Genomic DNA, 14,674 nt, shown 5'->3' with positions numbered 1-14,674 from the left:
CATGGAATTCGGCGCTCTCTTCCAGGGACTCCTCACGGTCCTCACCCCTGAGAACCTGCTCTTCGCCCTTCTCGGCTGCGTGCTCGGCATGCTCGTCGGCGTGCTGCCCGGCTTCGGGCCCGCCGCAGCCGTGTCGTTGCTCATCCCCGTCACCTTCGGGCTCTCGCCCACCACGGCGATCATCATGCTCGCCGCCATCCTCTACGGCGCGGCCTTCGGCGGCACGATCACCGCCGTCCTGCTGCGGATCCCCGGCGAAGCCTCGTCGGTGGCGACGACCCTCGACGGGTACGAGCTCGCCAAGCGCGGGCGCGGCGGCCCGGCTCTGGTGATCGCGGCGGTGGGGTCGTTCATCGGCGGGCTGGTCGGTGTCGTCGGGTTCGTGCTCGTCGCCCCCTTCGCGCGGATCGCGCTGGAGTTCGGCGCCCCCGAGCTGTTCCTCGTGTCGTTCCTCGGGCTGCTGCTCATCACGAGCTTCGCGGGCAGCAACCCCGCCAAGGCGCTCATCAGCGCCGGCGTGGGCCTGGCGATCGCGACGGTGGGCCTCGACCCGGGAGTCGGCATCGTGCGCTTCGGATTCGACATGCCGCAGCTGTTCGACGGCATCGGCCTCGTCGCGATCGTCATGGGCGCCTTCGGGCTCAGCGAGATCCTCGCCCAGGCCCAGCGCGGCCCCGGCGGCATCGCAAAGCCCCTCTCGATCGGGCGGCTCTACCCCACCCGCGACGACTTCCGCCGCTCGTGGAAGCCCTTCTTCCGCGGCTCGATCATCGGCTTCTTCATGGGTCTGCTCCCCGGTTCGCCCGGAGCAGCGACCTCGCTGGCTTCGTACGCCGCCGAGAAGCGCTTCTCGAAGAAGCACCGCTCCGAGTTCGGCCGCGGCGCCATGGAGGGCGTCGCCGGCCCCGAATCCGCCAACAACGCCCTCGCGGTGTCGTCGATGATCCCGCTGTTCACCCTCGGCATCCCGACGTCGGCCACGGTCGCCATCATGGCGGGGGCGTTCACCGTCAACGGCCTCATCCCCGGGCCGCTCCTGTTCCGCGACAACCCCGAGGTCGCCTGGGCCATCATCGCCAGCTTCCTGGTGGGCAACGTCATCCTGCTCATCCTCAACGTGCCGCTCGTGCGCGTCTGGATCGCCGTGCTCCGCCTGCCGTTCGCCTACCTGATGGCCGCGATCCTCGCGTTCATGTTCCTCGGCACGTACTCGATCAACGGCAGCACCTTCGAGATCTTCGTCATGGTCGCCGCGGGCGTGATCGGGTACGTCTTCCACCTGCTGCGCGTGCCGCTCACACCTCTCGTGCTCGCGATCATCCTCGGCCCGATGCTCGAGGAGAACTTCCAGCGCTCGCTCGCCCTGTCGCGCGGCGACTGGGGAGTGTTCACCAGCAGCCCGATCGCCACCGGCCTGCTCGTCGTCTGCGCCCTCGCCGTCGCGCTGGGAGCGAGCCGCCCCGCCCTCGCCGCCTTCGTGCGGTCGCGGTCGCGGTCACGGTCCCGCGCGCGGATCGACGCCTAGTCCTGTCCCTGCTCACCCGTCATCCCCACCAGAAGGAGAAATCAGCATGCGAACCCGCTCCCTGACCCTCACCGCCGTCGCAGCCTTCGCTGCCGTGGCCCTCGTCGGATGCTCGTCCGCCGCCGGCACCACCTCGAACGGCAACGGCGCCGACGAGGCCTGGCCCGCCGCCGGAACCGACATCGAATGGATCGTCCCCTCGGCAGCCGGTGCCGGCAACGACATCCTGGCCCGCATCGTCGCGCCGGCCATGCAGGAATCCCTCGATGCCAACATCCAGGTCGTGAACCTCGAGGGCGGCAGCCAGGTCGTCGGGCTCAGCAAGCTCGCCACCTCGGCACCCGACGGAACGACGTTCGGCTACACGAACATCCCGTCGATCCTCGGTCGCTACCTCGACCCCTCGAAGAACGCCACCTTCGATCGCGAGAGCTTCCTGCCGGTGGGTTCGTTCGCCACCAACTCGGTCGTGATCGGCGTGGCTGCCAACAGCCCCTACAAGACCATCGACGACCTGTTCGCCGCCGTCGAAGACGACCCCGGCACGATCACGGCGGGAACGGACTCGCGCGCCGGCGACGACCACGTCAACCTGCGCATCCTCGAGAACGAACTCGGCCTGGGGTTCAACATCGTCCACTACAACAGTGGTGCCGACAAGGTGGCCGCCGTCATGTCGGGCGAGGTGAACTTCGCCCTCGGCGGGGTCTCGAGCTTCTACGGCCCGTACAAGTCCGGCGACATCCGCCTGCTGGCGATCGTCGAAGACGAGCAGAGCGAACTCATGCCCGACGTGCCCACGCTGACCGGCGCGGGCTACGAGGTGGCGCCGATGAACAGCCGCTTCACCCTGTCGGTGCCGGCCGAGACGCCCGAGAACATCCGCTCCTCGCTGGAGGCCGCGCTCAAGGTCGCCGCGGAGGACCCCGCGGTCATCGAAAAGCTCACCAACGCGGCCACCGTCGCCTCGTGGATGCCGGGTGCCGAGGTCGAGACGCTGTGGGAAGAGCGCGAAGCCACGATCTCTCCCATCATCGACGAGCTGCTGCAGGTCTCGAAGTGACCTCGGCCGTCGCGACACCCGTCGCCGAGCGCGCACCCCTCAGCGCCTCCGAGCGCGAACGTCTCGCGCCCCTGGCCGCCTCGGCGGTCGTCGACTCGATGCAGCGCCTCGGGTCTCCGGATGCCGGCATCTCACCGACGTGGGTGGGTGCGCGCCTGGTGGGTCCGGCGCTCACCGTGCTCACGGCGGCGGGCGACAACCAGATCGTCCACGCGGCGCTCGACGTCGTCCAGCCGGGCGAGGTCATCGTGCTTAACGGGTTCGGCGACACCACGCGGGCGCTGATCGGCGACCTCATCGCCGAGCGGGCGCGGAGCCTCGGAGTGGCGGGCTTCGTCGTCGATGGCTGCGTGCGCGACGTCGACGCGATCCGCGAGCTGGGGCTCCCCGTCTTCGCTCGCGGGGTGACGCCGGCCGGCCCCTATAAGAACGGTCCGGGTGTGATCGGCGGCGCGGTCGCGATCGGGGGAGTGGCCGTGCTGACGGGCGACGTCGTGGTCGCCGACGCCGACGGCGTCGTGTTCATCCCCCGCGCGCAGCTGGACACCATCGTCGACCTGGCGGAGCAGAAGCTCGAGAGCGAGGCCCGGAAGCGGGCGAGCATCCGGGCGTCCGTGGGCTGAGTCCTCACCGGCATCCGCATCCCCGGTTATGACGAAGGGCCTCGCGCGAACGGCATCCACCGTCCGTGCGAGGCCCTTCGACGTGATTCAGCCCTGCAAGAACGGGTAATCCGTGTAGCCGCGCTCGTCGCCGCCGTAGACCGACGCCTGGTCGACCTCGTTCTCGTCGGCGCCCTGCTCCCAGCGCGTCACGAGGTCGGGGTTGGCGATCGCGGGGCGACCGACGGCAACCAGGTCGGCGATGCCGTCGTCGACGGCCGAGACGGCCTCGTCGCGCGTGGTGACGCTCGAGAAGCCCGAGTTGACGATGAACGTGCCGCCGAAGGTGCGGCGCAGGTCCTGAATCAGGTCGCCGGCGGGGTCGGCGTGCAGCACGCTCAGGTAGGCGAGGCCCAGGGGAGCCAGACCGGCGAGCAGTGCCTCGTAGGTGGCGCGGGTCTCGGCTTCGTCCTTCTCCCACACGTCCTGGATGTTGTGGGCGGGCGAGATGCGGATGCCGACGCGACCGGCGCCGATCTCGGCCACGACGGCCTCGGCGACCTCGATGACGAAGCGGGCGCGGGCCTCGGGCGACCCGCCGTACTCGTCGGTGCGCTGGTTGGAGGCGGGGGACAGGAACTCGTGCAGCAGGTATCCGTTTGCGCCGTGCAGCTCGACGCCGTCGAAGCCGGCATCCACTGCCTTACGGGCGGCGGCGACGAATTCGTCACGCACCGTGGCGAGTTCGGAGGTCTCGAGCGCGTGCGGCTCGGCGTAGGCGACCTTGGTGCCGTCGGCCAGGCGCGTGTCGCCCTGGATCGCGATCGCCGAGGGGGCGACGATGCGGTCGGTGCCGGTGATGTCGGGGTGCGTGACGCGTCCGCCGTTCATCAGCTGCATGAAGACGGTGCCGCCCTCGGCGTGCACGGCCTCTGCAACCTTGGCCCAGCCGGCGGCCTGTGCGTCGGTGACGATGCCGGGCTGTCCGGGGTACGCGCGCGACTCGTCGCTCGGGAAGACGCCCTCGGTGACGAGGAGGCCGATGCCCGCGCGCTGCGCGTAGTACTTCGCCACGATCGGGCCGGGAACGCCGTCGGCCGACGCGCGCAGGCGGGTCATCGGGGCGAGCGATACGCGGTTTCGAACATCGACATCGCCGACGGTGGTGGGGTGGAACAGGCTCACGGGGGTCCTTTCGTGGGGAAACGGGGGCCACGCCTCCCAACGAGGGGCAGCGGCTGCCTATTCCACCGGGGCCACATCCGCAGACCGGATGGCGTGACGTGAGAGCGACATCAGCTTCGCGGCCGCCGCGTCTACGGCATCCAGAACCCCAGCGTGCACAGCAGTCGCGTCTCGTCATCGGCGTCCGCCGGCGGGTCGATCGCCGGACCGAACACGCCCCACTGGCGCCACTCGTCGGCGTGGCGAACGACGTGTTCGTTCATCCCCGCGATCAGCTCGGGTGAGAGGTGAAACGGGACGCCGAACGTCTTGGCGATCATCCACGCCTGAAAAGCGCGGTATGTCGCCAGATGAGCGAAGCCCTCGGCCGCCGGGTAGTCGCCGTACGTGAAGTGGAAGGTGTCGGCGATGTCGCCCTTGTTCACCGCGGCCGTCGCGGCGTCGTTGAGCGCGTCGTACGCGGCGATCGGATCGTCGCCGCTCAAGAGGTCGCCCTCGGCGAACGGGTCGCCGTCGGCCGCCGCGCGGCCCGCGATCACGTCGGGGACCCAGGCTTCGTCGTACGCGTGCCGCCCGATGATGTCGAGCAGCGTGGGCGACTCGAGCTGGCTCCATTCCTTCGGCACCGGGGCCGAGAAGTCAGCGGGATCGAGGCGGTCGATGACATCGCGCAGCGCGGCGTCGGAGCGCAGAAACAGTTCGGCGGGCGTCATGGCGACGACGGTACTCCGGGCCACCGACACCGGCTAGAGGGGGCGCCGGCGGTGCGCGCGCACGTGACGAGCGGAGGGGGAGGGAGGGGCGGAGGATCGATTCTGCTCACACCTCCTCCCGCGGTCACACCTCCTCCGCTGGCTTCAACCCCTCCTTCGGCGCGACCCCGCGCCCCGAGCGACGACACCGCCATACGATGGTGCCGCGACCGACCGGAGGACCGCGATGACCGAGAACCCCCTCGCCCACCGACGGGACTACACGCTCGACGAGCTCGACGACGCCGCGCTCTCGGCATCGCCCATCGCTCTTCTCCTCCGGTGGCTGAACGATGCTGCCGGCCTTTCCGAGCCGAACGCGATGGTGGTCTCGACGGTGGATGCCGAGGCCCGACCCACCTCGCGTACCGTGCTGCTGCGTGGCATCGACGACGACGGCGCACTGTGGTTCTTCACGAACCGCCTGTCGCGCAAGGGCCGCGCGCTCGCCGAGAACCCTTCGGTGTCGATCCTGTTCCCCTGGTACGCGCTGCAGCGCCAGGTCATCGTGCTCGGTACGGCGACGCCGCTCCCGCCCGAGCGTGACGACGCGTACTTCGCCTCGCGGCCCCGCGCTTCGCAACTGTCGGCCTGGGCGAGCCACCAGTCGGAGCAGGTGGCATCCCGAACCGCCCTCGAGGAGCAGATGGCCCAGATCGGCGCCCGATTCGCCGACGACGAGTCCGTGCCGCGGCCCCCGCACTGGGGTGGATACCGGGTCGAGCCGCGCGAGATCGAGTTCTGGCAGGGTCGGCCGTCGCGACTGCACGACCGCATCGTGTTCTCACGCGACGACCCGGCGGGGGAGTGGGCGGCGTACCGGCGGCAGCCGTGACGACGCCTTCATGAGCTGAGCGCGGGTCAGCCCTGAGCGCGGGTCAGCCCGGACACACGGCGCTCTTCCTGCTCGCCTGACCGTCACCGCCGACCACGTCCGTGCTCGGGACACCGCGCGGCGCCGATGTCCATGGGCGGTCCCGGGGGCGCATCGAGTGCGACACTGACGAGACATGCACGAGCGAGGGGGCGCAATGGCGAAGAAAGACGCGAAGAAGCCCGCGATCGACGAGAAGGCGTTCGTCGACGCGTCGTCGGAGGCGCGGTCGCGCTACGGCCGGTTCAATCTCGCGATCGTCGGGACCTCCGGAGTGGGCAAGTCATCGCTCGTCAACGCCGTGTTCGGGCGCGATTGGGCGAAGGTCGGACGAGGGCTCCCGGTCACGCGCGGGGTGCAGTTCTACAGCGACGACTCCCTCGGCATCTGGGACGTCGAGGGCTTCGAGATCGGATCGCCCATTCCGCCCGATCAGCAACTCCGAAATCACCTCGACGCGATCGCGGCGCACTCCGGCGACCACCAGATCTCGGTCGTCTGGTACTGCGTGAAAGCGAACGACGATCGCCTCACGCCCGCCGACATCGCCATGATCCGTGAACTCGACGCCCGTGGACTTCCCGTCATCCTGGTGCTCACCAAGGTCGATTGGATCAAGAACTCGATCACGGGGCATCAGAGCGTGGCCAAAGACGTGGAGGCCTTCGTCGACTGGCTGAACGACCCGACCGATGCCGCGACCGGCGAGCGCCTACGTGTGCCGTATCGGCGCGTCATCCTCACCTCTACGCGCGACCGGCACGGGAAGGGGAAGGGGCACGGTCTCGGTGACCTTGTCACCGAGACGCTCGCCCTCGCTCCCGAGCGTGACAAGGACGCCTTTCGCATCGCACAGCGCCTCAATCTCCCGTGGAAGCGCGAGATGGCTCGCCCGATCATCGCGGCAGCGGCCGCGGCAGCCGCGGGAGCGGCGACCGTTCCGCTTCCTGTCTCGGATGCTTTCACTCTTGCGCCGATCCAGCTCACGATGATGGGGCGGATCGCCGCGGTCTACGACCTCGAGGTCAAGACGATGCTCTCGGCCGGAGCCCTCGCCCAGTTCGGCGTGCAGGTGGCGGGTCGGGCTCTGGCGACGAGCTTCTTGAAGCTGATCCCCGGCGCCGGCGTCGTGGTGAATGCGGCGGTGGCGGGCGCCCTCACGGCGGCGACCGGAGAGAGCTGGCTGAGGATCTGCGAACTGCTGCACACGGGCAAGATCGACGTCCGAAAGCTCGACCAGGAGTGGGCCAAGTACGCGCCGAACTTCATGGACGTCGCTCGGAAGCTGATCGAGCGGCGGGTGCTGAAGAAATAGCGCATCCGGCGCCGGGGTCGCATGATCGAGCCCGGGAAGGGCGGAGGGCGAGGGATGAGCGGAGGGCGGATGCCGCTCAGGCGTCCTCCCGTGGCCCCATCCCCTCCGCTGGTCACGGCTCTCCGCACCGCAACCCACCAAGCCCCACGACCCCTACGGCCCCGCCGCGTGAAACGCTGGGAGGCACCATGACCGACGAAACCCCCGCCGACCGCCTCCGCGCCGCGCTCGAGCACCCCGATGCGTCCGTGCGCCTGCAGTCCGCGCTCGCCGCGGGAACGCGACCCGACGACCGTTACGTCGCCGAGCTCGTGGCGCGGTGCGCGGTCGAGCCCGACTTCTTCGTGCGCGACATGCTTACCTGGGCGCTCACGCGGCACGACCCGGCCCGCACCGTGCCGGCGCTGCTTCCCGAAGTGGCATCCGAGATCCCCCAGGCGCGCAGCCAGGCGCTGCACACCCTGTCGAAGATCGGCGACCCGGCGGCGTTCACGGCGATCACCCCGGCGGCGCTGCGCGATCGGCACCCCGAGGTGGCGCGGGCGGCGTGGCGAACGGCATCCGGGCTCGTTCCCGACGGCGAGCACGAGAGCCTCGCCGACGAACTGTCGACCCAGTTCGGCCGCGGCGACCACGACACGCAGCGCAGCCTCAGCCGCGCGTTCGCCGCCATCGGATTCCGGGCCGAGGCGGCCGTCGCGCGCGCGGCCGCGTCGCCCTACGACGTCGTGAGCGCCCACGCGCGGGCCACGGCGATCGTCATGGACGACCCCGACACCGAGTTCGCCGAGGCCGTCGTCGAAGCGCGGCGGGTGGTCGCGCAGCGGGCGCTGCCCGCGGAGGAGTGACGCCCGGGGCGTTGAGCCCGGCCGCGGGTCGATCCCGCGGTCACCTACCGCCGCGCCGCCTTCGCCGACGGCGCGGTGAGCGAAGGAATCAGCACGGGCGTGCTGTCGCGGTACGCGACGTAGTCGGCGCGGTCGCCCCAGCGCTCGTCGGCGCGCTTCTCGAGCAGCGGGATGCCGCTGACCCGGGTGAGCAGAAGGATGACGAAGAGCGGCGAGAGGACCGCGATCCACTGCCACCCCTGCAGCACCGGCACCGCGACGAGGAAGACGCCGACCCACACGAGGATCTCGCCGAAGTAGTTGGGGTGGCGCGAACGCGACCACAGACCCGTGCGGATGAACTCGCCCTTGTTCGCCGGGTCGGCGCGGAATGCCTGCTTCTGCAGATCGGCGACGACCTCGAGCACCATTCCGAGCAGCCAGACCACGATGCCCGCCACGGCGAAACCGTCGAGGGGCGCCCGGTCGGTGGCATCCGCGCTCATCGCGATCCACGCGGCCGAGGCGGTGAGAGCGACCCACAGGCCCTGGATGCACCACACCTGGAAGAAACGCAGCGGCTTCGTCTTGATCTCGTCGAACCGTCCGTCGGAGCCCGAGCGGTGCACGCGCGCGAACAGGAACGACCCCAGGCGTGCGGCCCACAGCACCACCATGGCGGCGAGGATCCACCCGCGGGCATCCTGCGCGGGCGCGAGGAACGCCAGCGCGACCGACACCGAGATGAACGTCAGGCTGCCGGTGAGGTCGAAGAACCGCTCGGTGCGGCGCAGCGCCGAGGGCACGAAGACGAGGAACTGGATGACGAAGGCCGCGGCCACCGCGAGGGCGAACACCGGGATGCCACCGACCTGCGCGCCGCGATGGCTGCCGGCCACGGCGACCCCGGCGCCGATGGCGAGGGCCACGACGACGGCGACGATGGCCGTGCGGTTCTGCGTGTCCGCGGACCCGCTGGTGGTGGGGGGAACGGGTGCGGTCATGATGCGGCTCCTCGGTACAGGGTGTCGATCGTGTCGGCGGCGCGATGCAGCACCTCGCGGCGCTTGATCTTGAGCGTGGGGGTGACGAGCTCGCGGTCGTCGAGGTCGGCGAGCACGAGGGTGAACCGGCGCACCTGCTCGCTGCGCGCGACGAGGGCGTTGGCGGCGTCGACGGTGGACTGCAGGTGCGCGCACAGGAGCGGCTCGTCGATCGCGCGCAGCTCTCCCGGTGAGCCGGGCTCGAGCACCGCGCCGTTCGCGGCTGCCCAGGCGGCGGACTGCTCGGGGTCGAGGATCAGCAGGGCCGAGAGGTAGGGCTTGCCCTCGCCGACCATCACGGCGTGCTGCACGAGCGGACTCGCCTCGACGGCGCCCTCCCAGCGGGCGGGCACCACGGTCTTGCCGTTCGAGGTGACGATGACGTCTTTCAGGCGGCCTTCGAGGATCAGGCGCCCTCCGTCGTCGATGCGGCCCAGGTCTCCCGTGCGGAAGAAGCCGTCGACGAAGGCCTCGGCATCGTGGCGGGGGTCGCGATACCCGGCGAACACGCCCACCCCGCGAGCCAGCACCTCGCCCTCGGCACTGATGCGCACCGTCGAGCCGGGCAGCGGGAGCCCGACCGTGCCCGAGACGATGCGTCCGGGCAGGTTGCCCGTCAGCGGCGCGGTGGTCTCGGTGAGCCCGTAGCCCTCGATGACCGGAACCCCGATCCCGCGGAAGAACAGCGACAGGATGCCGTCGAGGGTCGCCCCGCCCGACAGGATGTAGCCGACACGTCCGCCCATCACCGCGCGCAGCCGTGAGTAGAAGAGGGCGTCGAAGACGGCGGCACGCACGCGGAGGCCGAGGGGAACGCGGCGGCGATGGCCGGCATCCTGCTTCTCGGCGAAGCGTCCGCGGGCGACGGCGGTCGACACGGCGCGTGTCCAGACCCGGCCCAGACCCTTCGCGGCGGCCTTGTCGGCGGCGGCCGCCTGGATCTTCTGCAGCACGCGCGGCACGACCACGAGGAACGTCGGGCGCAGCACCGCCAGGGCGGGCACGACCTTCGCCGGGTCGGAGAGGTGCGCGATGCGCATGCCGCTGGCGATGCAGATCAGCTGCAGCCCGCGGGCGAGCACGTGCGCGAGCGGAAGGAAGATGATCGTGTTGCCCGTCGGGGTGACCACCTCGCGGTAGGCCGCGGCGATGTTGAGCACCTGGCCGAGGAAGTTCGCGTGCGTGAGCACGGCGCCCTTCGGCTCGCCCGTCGTACCCGAGGTGTAGACGATCGTCGCGGGGTCGTCGTGCCCCGCGAGCGTGCGCCGGCTCTCGAGCTCGGCGTCGGAGACGTGCGCGCCGAGCACTACGAGGTCGTCGAGCGAGGGGATGCCGTCGACTCCCCGCATCGCCCAGGTGCCGAGCGCGTCGGTCTCCGCCTGCGCGAGCGCCGCGTCCAGCAGGTCGGCGTGCGCGCGCGACCCGGCGACGGCCAGGCGCACGCCGGCATCGCGCACGATCGCATCGACCTGCGAAGCCGACGAGGAGTCGTAGACCGGAACGACGACGCCGCCGGCGAACCAGGTCGCGAGATCGGCGACGGCCCACTCGTAGCGTGTCGGAGCCATGATGGCGACCGTGTCGCCCGCGGCGAGCCCGGCACCCATCATTCCCTTGGCGAGAGTGCGCACGTCGTCGAGGAACGCGGCGGTCGTCACCGGGCGCCACGACGAGGCGTCGTCGGTGGGAACCTCGAACGCGACGTGCTCCGGGGCTTCGGCCGCTCGACGCGCGAGCAGGTCGGTCACGTTGGCGAACGCGTCCAGGCTCGCCAGCGCAGGCGTGGTCGTCTCGAGCATGTGTCCTCCGGTGCGAGTGCGCGGCCATAGGAGCGACAGGCCGCCGATCAGTGTTCGGAGGAGTGCGCGAATCGGATGGGTACTGCGTGCGAGGGAGGGGAGGAAGGGAGGGTCCCCCCGTCAAGCCCCGACCTTTTCAGGCATCTCCTCAACGCGGGGGAGTACCGTCTCATCCGGTCTGCGCGACTGCACGTGCTCAGGTCGACTCCTCTGGCGTCGTCAACGAGCACGAGGTCGCGCCCGAACACGAGACGGAGGCGATGACCATCAGCACGATGACCGCCTCCGCGCCGACCGTGCAGCGCGCCGCGGCCGAGGCCGCCCCCGGCCCCCTCTCGCACGTGCGCAACCTGCCGTCGCTCACGGGGCTGCGCTGGGCGACCGCGATGCTGATCTTCGGCCACCACATCATGGCGGTCGAGTACTTCGGCGGGAACGCCGGAGTCGTGTGGGGCGTGCTGTTCGAGGCCGGCAAGACCGGGGTGACGCTGTTCTTCATCCTCTCGGGCTTCGTGCTGGCGTGGGGCTACAAGCCGCAGCAGTCTGCGCGGTCGTTCTGGTGGCACCGCTTCGCCCGCGTCTACCCCCTGCACCTCGTCGGCGTCGGGCTCGCGCTGGTCGCCGCGGCGACACTGGTGCCCGAGATCCGCGCCGACGGCGCGGCGCCCGTCGTCGCCAACGTCCTCCTCGTCAACGGCTGGGTGCCCGACTGGTGGCAGGCGGGCAACCCCGCGAGCTGGTCGCTGGTGTGCGAGGCGTTCTTCTACCTGAGCTTCCCGTTCCTGATCCGCCCCCTCGTGCGCGCGTCGAACCGCACGCTCGTGGTGGTGGTCGTGGCATCCCTGGTCCTCGTGGCCCTCATGCCCCAGATCGCCGCGATGTCGCCCGTGCCCCTGTCGGCCGCATCGACACCGCTGCTGCGCATGCCCGAGTTCGTCATCGGCGTGAGTCTGGCGCTGCTGATGAAGAACAGCGACTGGCGTCCCGTGCGCCTCGCGCTCGCGGTGCCGCTCGCCCTCGCCGGATACGCCCTATCCGAGGCCCCGACCCTTCCCGGCACCGACGTGCACCCCGGCCTCGCCGCCACCGTCGGCTTCTTCGCCCTGCTCGTCGCCTCGCTCGCCGACGCTGACGCCCGGTCGAACTCGACGTTCCTGGCCCGGCCGCTCTGGCAGGAACTCGGTCGCATCTCGTTCGCGTTCTACCTCGTGCACCTGCTCGTGATCGCGTCGGTGTCGTCGGCGTGGCCCGACGGGCATCCGCAGCTGCCGTGGCGGCGCGCCGTGCTGCTCGCGCTCGCCGCGTTCGGCATCGCCCTGGCGATCGCGTGGGTGCTGCACAAAGCGGTCGAGGTCCCCGCGCAGCGGTGGCTGCTGCGCCGCGATCGGGCACGCGCGACGGCTCGCTCGACCGCGACCCTGGCGACGACCGACGCCCGCCGGTAGCATCGCCGGATGTTCTCGGCCGTCGGCGGTGCCCACCTGCTCATCCTGTTGCTCACCTGGGGCCTCGGTCTCGTGGTGGTCGGCGCAGCGCTGTACGTGGTGGTGCGCCTCGCCGTGCTCGCCGCGCTGAAGGCGCACACGCGGTGGATCGACGGCGGGAAGCCCTAGCCGCGTCACCGGAACGGGCGCGGCGTCCGGAACAGGCCGGTCCGAGCCGCCGCCGCGTCCGGCCCATTCGCCGTTCAGCAACGCCTCGGTACACTTCCCTGTGCCCGAAACGCCCCCGAACCCCGATCTCGACGCCCCTCACGACGTGCCGCGCGACGTGGCGACCGACTCGGCCCTCGACGCCGGGGCCGCGGCATCCATCGATCCGCGCGAGCTCGAGATCGCCCTGCGCGTCATCGACGCGGCGTCCTCGCTCGACCAGGAAGACCCCGCGTACATCGCCCTGCGCCGCCAGACCGGCAAGCTCTACAAAGACGTCAAGCGCCAGTCGCGGCGTGACAAGCGCCAGCGCATCGCCGACGCCGACCGCGCGGTCGTGGCCGCCACCGCGACGGGGGCCGCCGACCGCATCGACGACGAGACGCGCGGCATTCCGCTGTCGACCCGCGCGACCACACCGTTCGCGGGCGAGCTGATCAAGGCGCGCGCCTGCTATATCTGCAAGCAGGACTACACGCTCGTCGACGCGTTCTACCACCAGCTCTGCCCCGACTGCGCGGCCATGAGCCACGCCAAGCGCGACGCCCGCACCGACCTCACCGGCAAGCGCGCGCTGCTCACCGGCGGTCGCGCGAAGATCGGCATGTACATCGCGCTGCGCCTGCTGCGCGACGGCGCGCACACCACCATCACCACGCGCTTCCCGCGCGATGCGGTGCGGCGCTTCTCGTCGCTGCCCGACAGCGCCGACTGGATCCACCGGCTGAAGGTCGTCGGCATCGACCTGCGCGACCCCGCCCAGGTGATCGGACTCGCCGAGTCCGTGGCATCCGCGGGTCCGCTCGACATCCTCATCAACAACGCCGCGCAAACCGTGCGGCGCTCGCCGGGGGCATACAAACCCCTGGTGGATGCCGAACTGGCACCGCTTCCCGACGGCCCCCTGCCCGAGCTGCTCACCTTCGGCCACACCAACGACGCCCACCCACTCGCGCTCGCGCAGTCGGTGTCGTCGCATCCGATCCTCGCGGCCGCCGCCCGCACCGCCGACGAGCTCACCGCCGAGGCGATGGCCGCGGGCTCCTCGTCGCTCGACCGTCTGGCCGCGGGCACCGCGATCGACGCCGGCGGCCTCGTGCCCGACGAGGACCGCATCAACAGTTGGACGCAGCACGTCGACCAGGTCGAGCCGCTCGAGATGCTCGAGGTGCAGCTGGCCAACATGACCGCGCCGTTCCTGCTCGTCAGCCGCCTGCGCCCGGCCATGGCCGCCTCGACCGCGGAGCGCAAGTACATCGTCAACGTCTCGGCGATGGAGGGCGTGTTCGGCCGCGGATACAAGGGCCCCGGCCACCCGCACACCAACATGGCCAAGGCCGCGCTGAACATGCTCACCCGCACGAGCGCGCGCGAGATGTTCGAGAGCGACCGCATCCTCATGACCGCCGTCGACACCGGGTGGATCACCGACGAGCGCCCGCACTTCACCAAGGTGCGCCTCGCCGAGGAGGGTTTCCACGCCCCGCTCGACCTCGTCGACGGCGCCGCCCGCGTGTACGACCCGATCGTGCGCGGCGAGGCCGGCGAAGACCTGTTCGGCATCTTCTTGAAGGATTACCGCAAGAGCTCGTGGTGAGGTTGGCCGCGGGTCGCGTTCCGCGCGCGTGAGTGTGCAGGACACGCCGTGCTGGCGGGTCGCGCGCCGCGTGCCCCGGTGTTGAGTGTCCGGAACACGCCGTGCGGCCGGGGGGCTTTGCGGCGTGTCTTGGACACTGAACGGTGGTTGGTGCGCGCGCGGGGGTGCTGCGCTGTCGCGTCGCGCGCGGTGTTGGTGCGCCGCGCTGCGCTGTCGCACCGTGCCCCGGTGTTGAGTGTCTGGAACACGCCGTGCGAGCGGGGTGCTTTGCGGCGTGTCTTGGACACTCAACGGCGGTCGGACCGCGCGCGGGGTGTGGCGGTCGGCGGCGGTGCGTTGGTGAGCCGTCGCGTCGGTGCGGTTCGCCGCGGCGCCGCGCTGGGCGTCGCACGGCCGCTGCCGCGCCGCGCCCGGTGTTGAGTGTCCGGAACACGCCGTGC

The 14,674-nt window shown here is 70.9% G+C and carries 13 protein-coding genes; 9 read left to right on the top strand and 4 right to left on the bottom strand.

Going from position 1 to position 14,674, the window contains the following annotated elements; all coding sequences use genetic code 11:
• The first annotated feature begins 1 nt into the window (after window position 1).
• From ASF96_RS00680 to ASF96_RS00670, 3 genes are read left to right on the top strand one after another with little or no spacing between them, the layout of a single operon-like run.
• The gene (locus ASF96_RS00680; RefSeq protein WP_055935060.1) at window positions 2-1,525 is read left to right on the top strand and encodes a tripartite tricarboxylate transporter permease; all 1,524 of its coding nucleotides are present in this window, start codon (window positions 2-4) and stop codon (window positions 1,523-1,525) included.
• A 46-nt stretch (window positions 1,526-1,571) separates the two neighbouring features.
• Entirely contained in the window at window positions 1,572-2,588 is a 1,017-nt protein-coding gene (locus tag ASF96_RS00675) for a tripartite tricarboxylate transporter substrate binding protein (RefSeq protein ID WP_055935057.1), read from the top strand.
• A complete protein-coding gene (locus ASF96_RS00670) occupies window positions 2,585-3,211 on the top strand; it encodes a hypothetical protein (protein ID WP_055832437.1) in 627 nt (208 codons plus the stop codon). The genes ASF96_RS00675 and ASF96_RS00670 overlap by 4 nt, the downstream gene beginning before the upstream one ends.
• An 87-nt stretch (window positions 3,212-3,298) precedes the next feature.
• Here the strand turns inward: ASF96_RS00670 and ASF96_RS00665 are convergent, their stop codons facing one another.
• Entirely contained in the window at window positions 3,299-4,375 is a 1,077-nt protein-coding gene (locus ASF96_RS00665; protein WP_055935053.1) for an alkene reductase, read from the bottom strand.
• Window positions 4,376-4,506: 131 nt separating this feature from the next.
• Window positions 4,507-5,088: a hypothetical protein gene (locus ASF96_RS00660; protein ID WP_055832440.1), complete on the bottom strand. Its 582-nt coding sequence runs from the start codon at window positions 5,086-5,088 to the stop codon at window positions 4,507-4,509.
• Between the two features lie 226 nt (window positions 5,089-5,314).
• On the opposite strand from ASF96_RS00660, the gene pdxH reads away from it, so the two are divergent.
• The 3 genes from pdxH to ASF96_RS00645 all read left to right on the top strand — a co-directional run bounded on the left by pdxH (window position 5,315) and on the right by ASF96_RS00645 (window position 8,164).
• On the top strand, window positions 5,315-5,962 hold the full coding sequence (gene pdxH, locus ASF96_RS00655) for a pyridoxamine 5'-phosphate oxidase (protein ID WP_055935050.1): 648 nt from the start codon (window positions 5,315-5,317) through the stop codon (window positions 5,960-5,962).
• Between the two features lie 196 nt (window positions 5,963-6,158).
• A complete protein-coding gene (locus ASF96_RS00650; RefSeq protein ID WP_055935047.1) occupies window positions 6,159-7,316 on the top strand; it encodes a GTPase family protein in 1,158 nt (385 codons plus the stop codon).
• Window positions 7,317-7,504: 188 nt separating this feature from the next.
• Window positions 7,505-8,164, top strand: coding sequence for a HEAT repeat domain-containing protein (locus ASF96_RS00645; RefSeq protein ID WP_055935044.1), 660 nt, complete (start codon window positions 7,505-7,507; stop codon window positions 8,162-8,164).
• A gap of 44 nt (window positions 8,165-8,208) precedes the next feature.
• On the opposite strand, the gene ASF96_RS00640 is transcribed toward ASF96_RS00645, so the two are convergent.
• Together ASF96_RS00640 and ASF96_RS00635 are read right to left on the bottom strand one after the other, a co-directional pair.
• Window positions 8,209-9,147 (bottom strand): DUF1295 domain-containing protein, encoded by a 939-nt coding sequence (locus ASF96_RS00640; protein ID WP_055935041.1) that lies wholly within the window; start codon window positions 9,145-9,147, stop codon window positions 8,209-8,211.
• Window positions 9,144-10,985 carry an AMP-dependent synthetase/ligase gene (locus ASF96_RS00635; protein ID WP_055935038.1) on the bottom strand — a complete coding sequence of 614 codons (1,842 nt, stop codon included), beginning with the start codon at window positions 10,983-10,985 and terminating at the stop codon, window positions 9,144-9,146. Before ASF96_RS00635 ends, ASF96_RS00640 begins: the two co-directional genes overlap by 4 nt.
• Before the next feature lie 260 nt (window positions 10,986-11,245).
• Between ASF96_RS00635 and ASF96_RS00630 the strand changes: the two genes are divergently transcribed.
• The 3 genes from ASF96_RS00630 (at window position 11,246) to ASF96_RS00625 (ending at window position 14,234) form a co-directional block, all read left to right on the top strand.
• On the top strand, window positions 11,246-12,430 hold the full coding sequence (locus ASF96_RS00630; protein WP_055935035.1) for an acyltransferase family protein: 1,185 nt from the start codon (window positions 11,246-11,248) through the stop codon (window positions 12,428-12,430).
• Window positions 12,431-12,439: 9 nt separating this feature from the next.
• The gene (locus ASF96_RS16640) at window positions 12,440-12,598 is read left to right on the top strand and encodes a hypothetical protein (protein WP_156458665.1); all 159 of its coding nucleotides are present in this window, start codon (window positions 12,440-12,442) and stop codon (window positions 12,596-12,598) included.
• Window positions 12,599-12,698: 100 nt separating this feature from the next.
• Window positions 12,699-14,234, top strand: a complete 1,536-nt coding sequence (locus ASF96_RS00625) for an SDR family NAD(P)-dependent oxidoreductase (protein ID WP_442922456.1) — start codon at window positions 12,699-12,701, stop codon at window positions 14,232-14,234.
• Window positions 14,235-14,674 lie beyond the last annotated feature (440 nt).

Origin of the sequence: Microbacterium sp. Leaf179 (assembly GCF_001423785.1) — a bacterium.
Classification (GTDB): Bacteria; Actinomycetota; Actinomycetes; order Actinomycetales; family Microbacteriaceae; genus Microbacterium.
The sequence above is the reverse complement of the archived record's forward strand: the minus strand, read 5'-3'. Positions and strand labels throughout refer to the sequence as shown.

Excerpts from the sequence above, each read along its gene's own strand:
- ASF96_RS00675 (WP_055935057.1), top strand. The coding sequence starts at position 1,572 with ATGCGAACCCGCTCCCTGACCCTCACCGCCGTCGCAGCCTTCGCTGCC.
- ASF96_RS00650 (WP_055935047.1), top strand. The coding sequence starts at position 6,159 with ATGGCGAAGAAAGACGCGAAGAAGCCCGCGATCGACGAGAAGGCGTTC.
- ASF96_RS00635 (WP_055935038.1), bottom strand. The coding sequence starts at position 10,985 with ATGCTCGAGACGACCACGCCTGCGCTGGCGAGCCTGGACGCGTTCGCC.
- ASF96_RS00680 (WP_055935060.1), top strand. The coding sequence starts at position 2 with ATGGAATTCGGCGCTCTCTTCCAGGGACTCCTCACGGTCCTCACCCCT.
- ASF96_RS00660 (WP_055832440.1), bottom strand. The coding sequence starts at position 5,088 with ATGACGCCCGCCGAACTGTTTCTGCGCTCCGACGCCGCGCTGCGCGAT.
- ASF96_RS00630 (WP_055935035.1), top strand. The coding sequence starts at position 11,246 with ATGACCATCAGCACGATGACCGCCTCCGCGCCGACCGTGCAGCGCGCC.
- ASF96_RS00645 (WP_055935044.1), top strand. The coding sequence starts at position 7,505 with ATGACCGACGAAACCCCCGCCGACCGCCTCCGCGCCGCGCTCGAGCAC.
- pdxH (WP_055935050.1), top strand. The coding sequence starts at position 5,315 with ATGACCGAGAACCCCCTCGCCCACCGACGGGACTACACGCTCGACGAG.
- ASF96_RS00640 (WP_055935041.1), bottom strand. The coding sequence starts at position 9,147 with ATGACCGCACCCGTTCCCCCCACCACCAGCGGGTCCGCGGACACGCAG.
- ASF96_RS16640 (WP_156458665.1), top strand. The coding sequence starts at position 12,440 with ATGTTCTCGGCCGTCGGCGGTGCCCACCTGCTCATCCTGTTGCTCACC.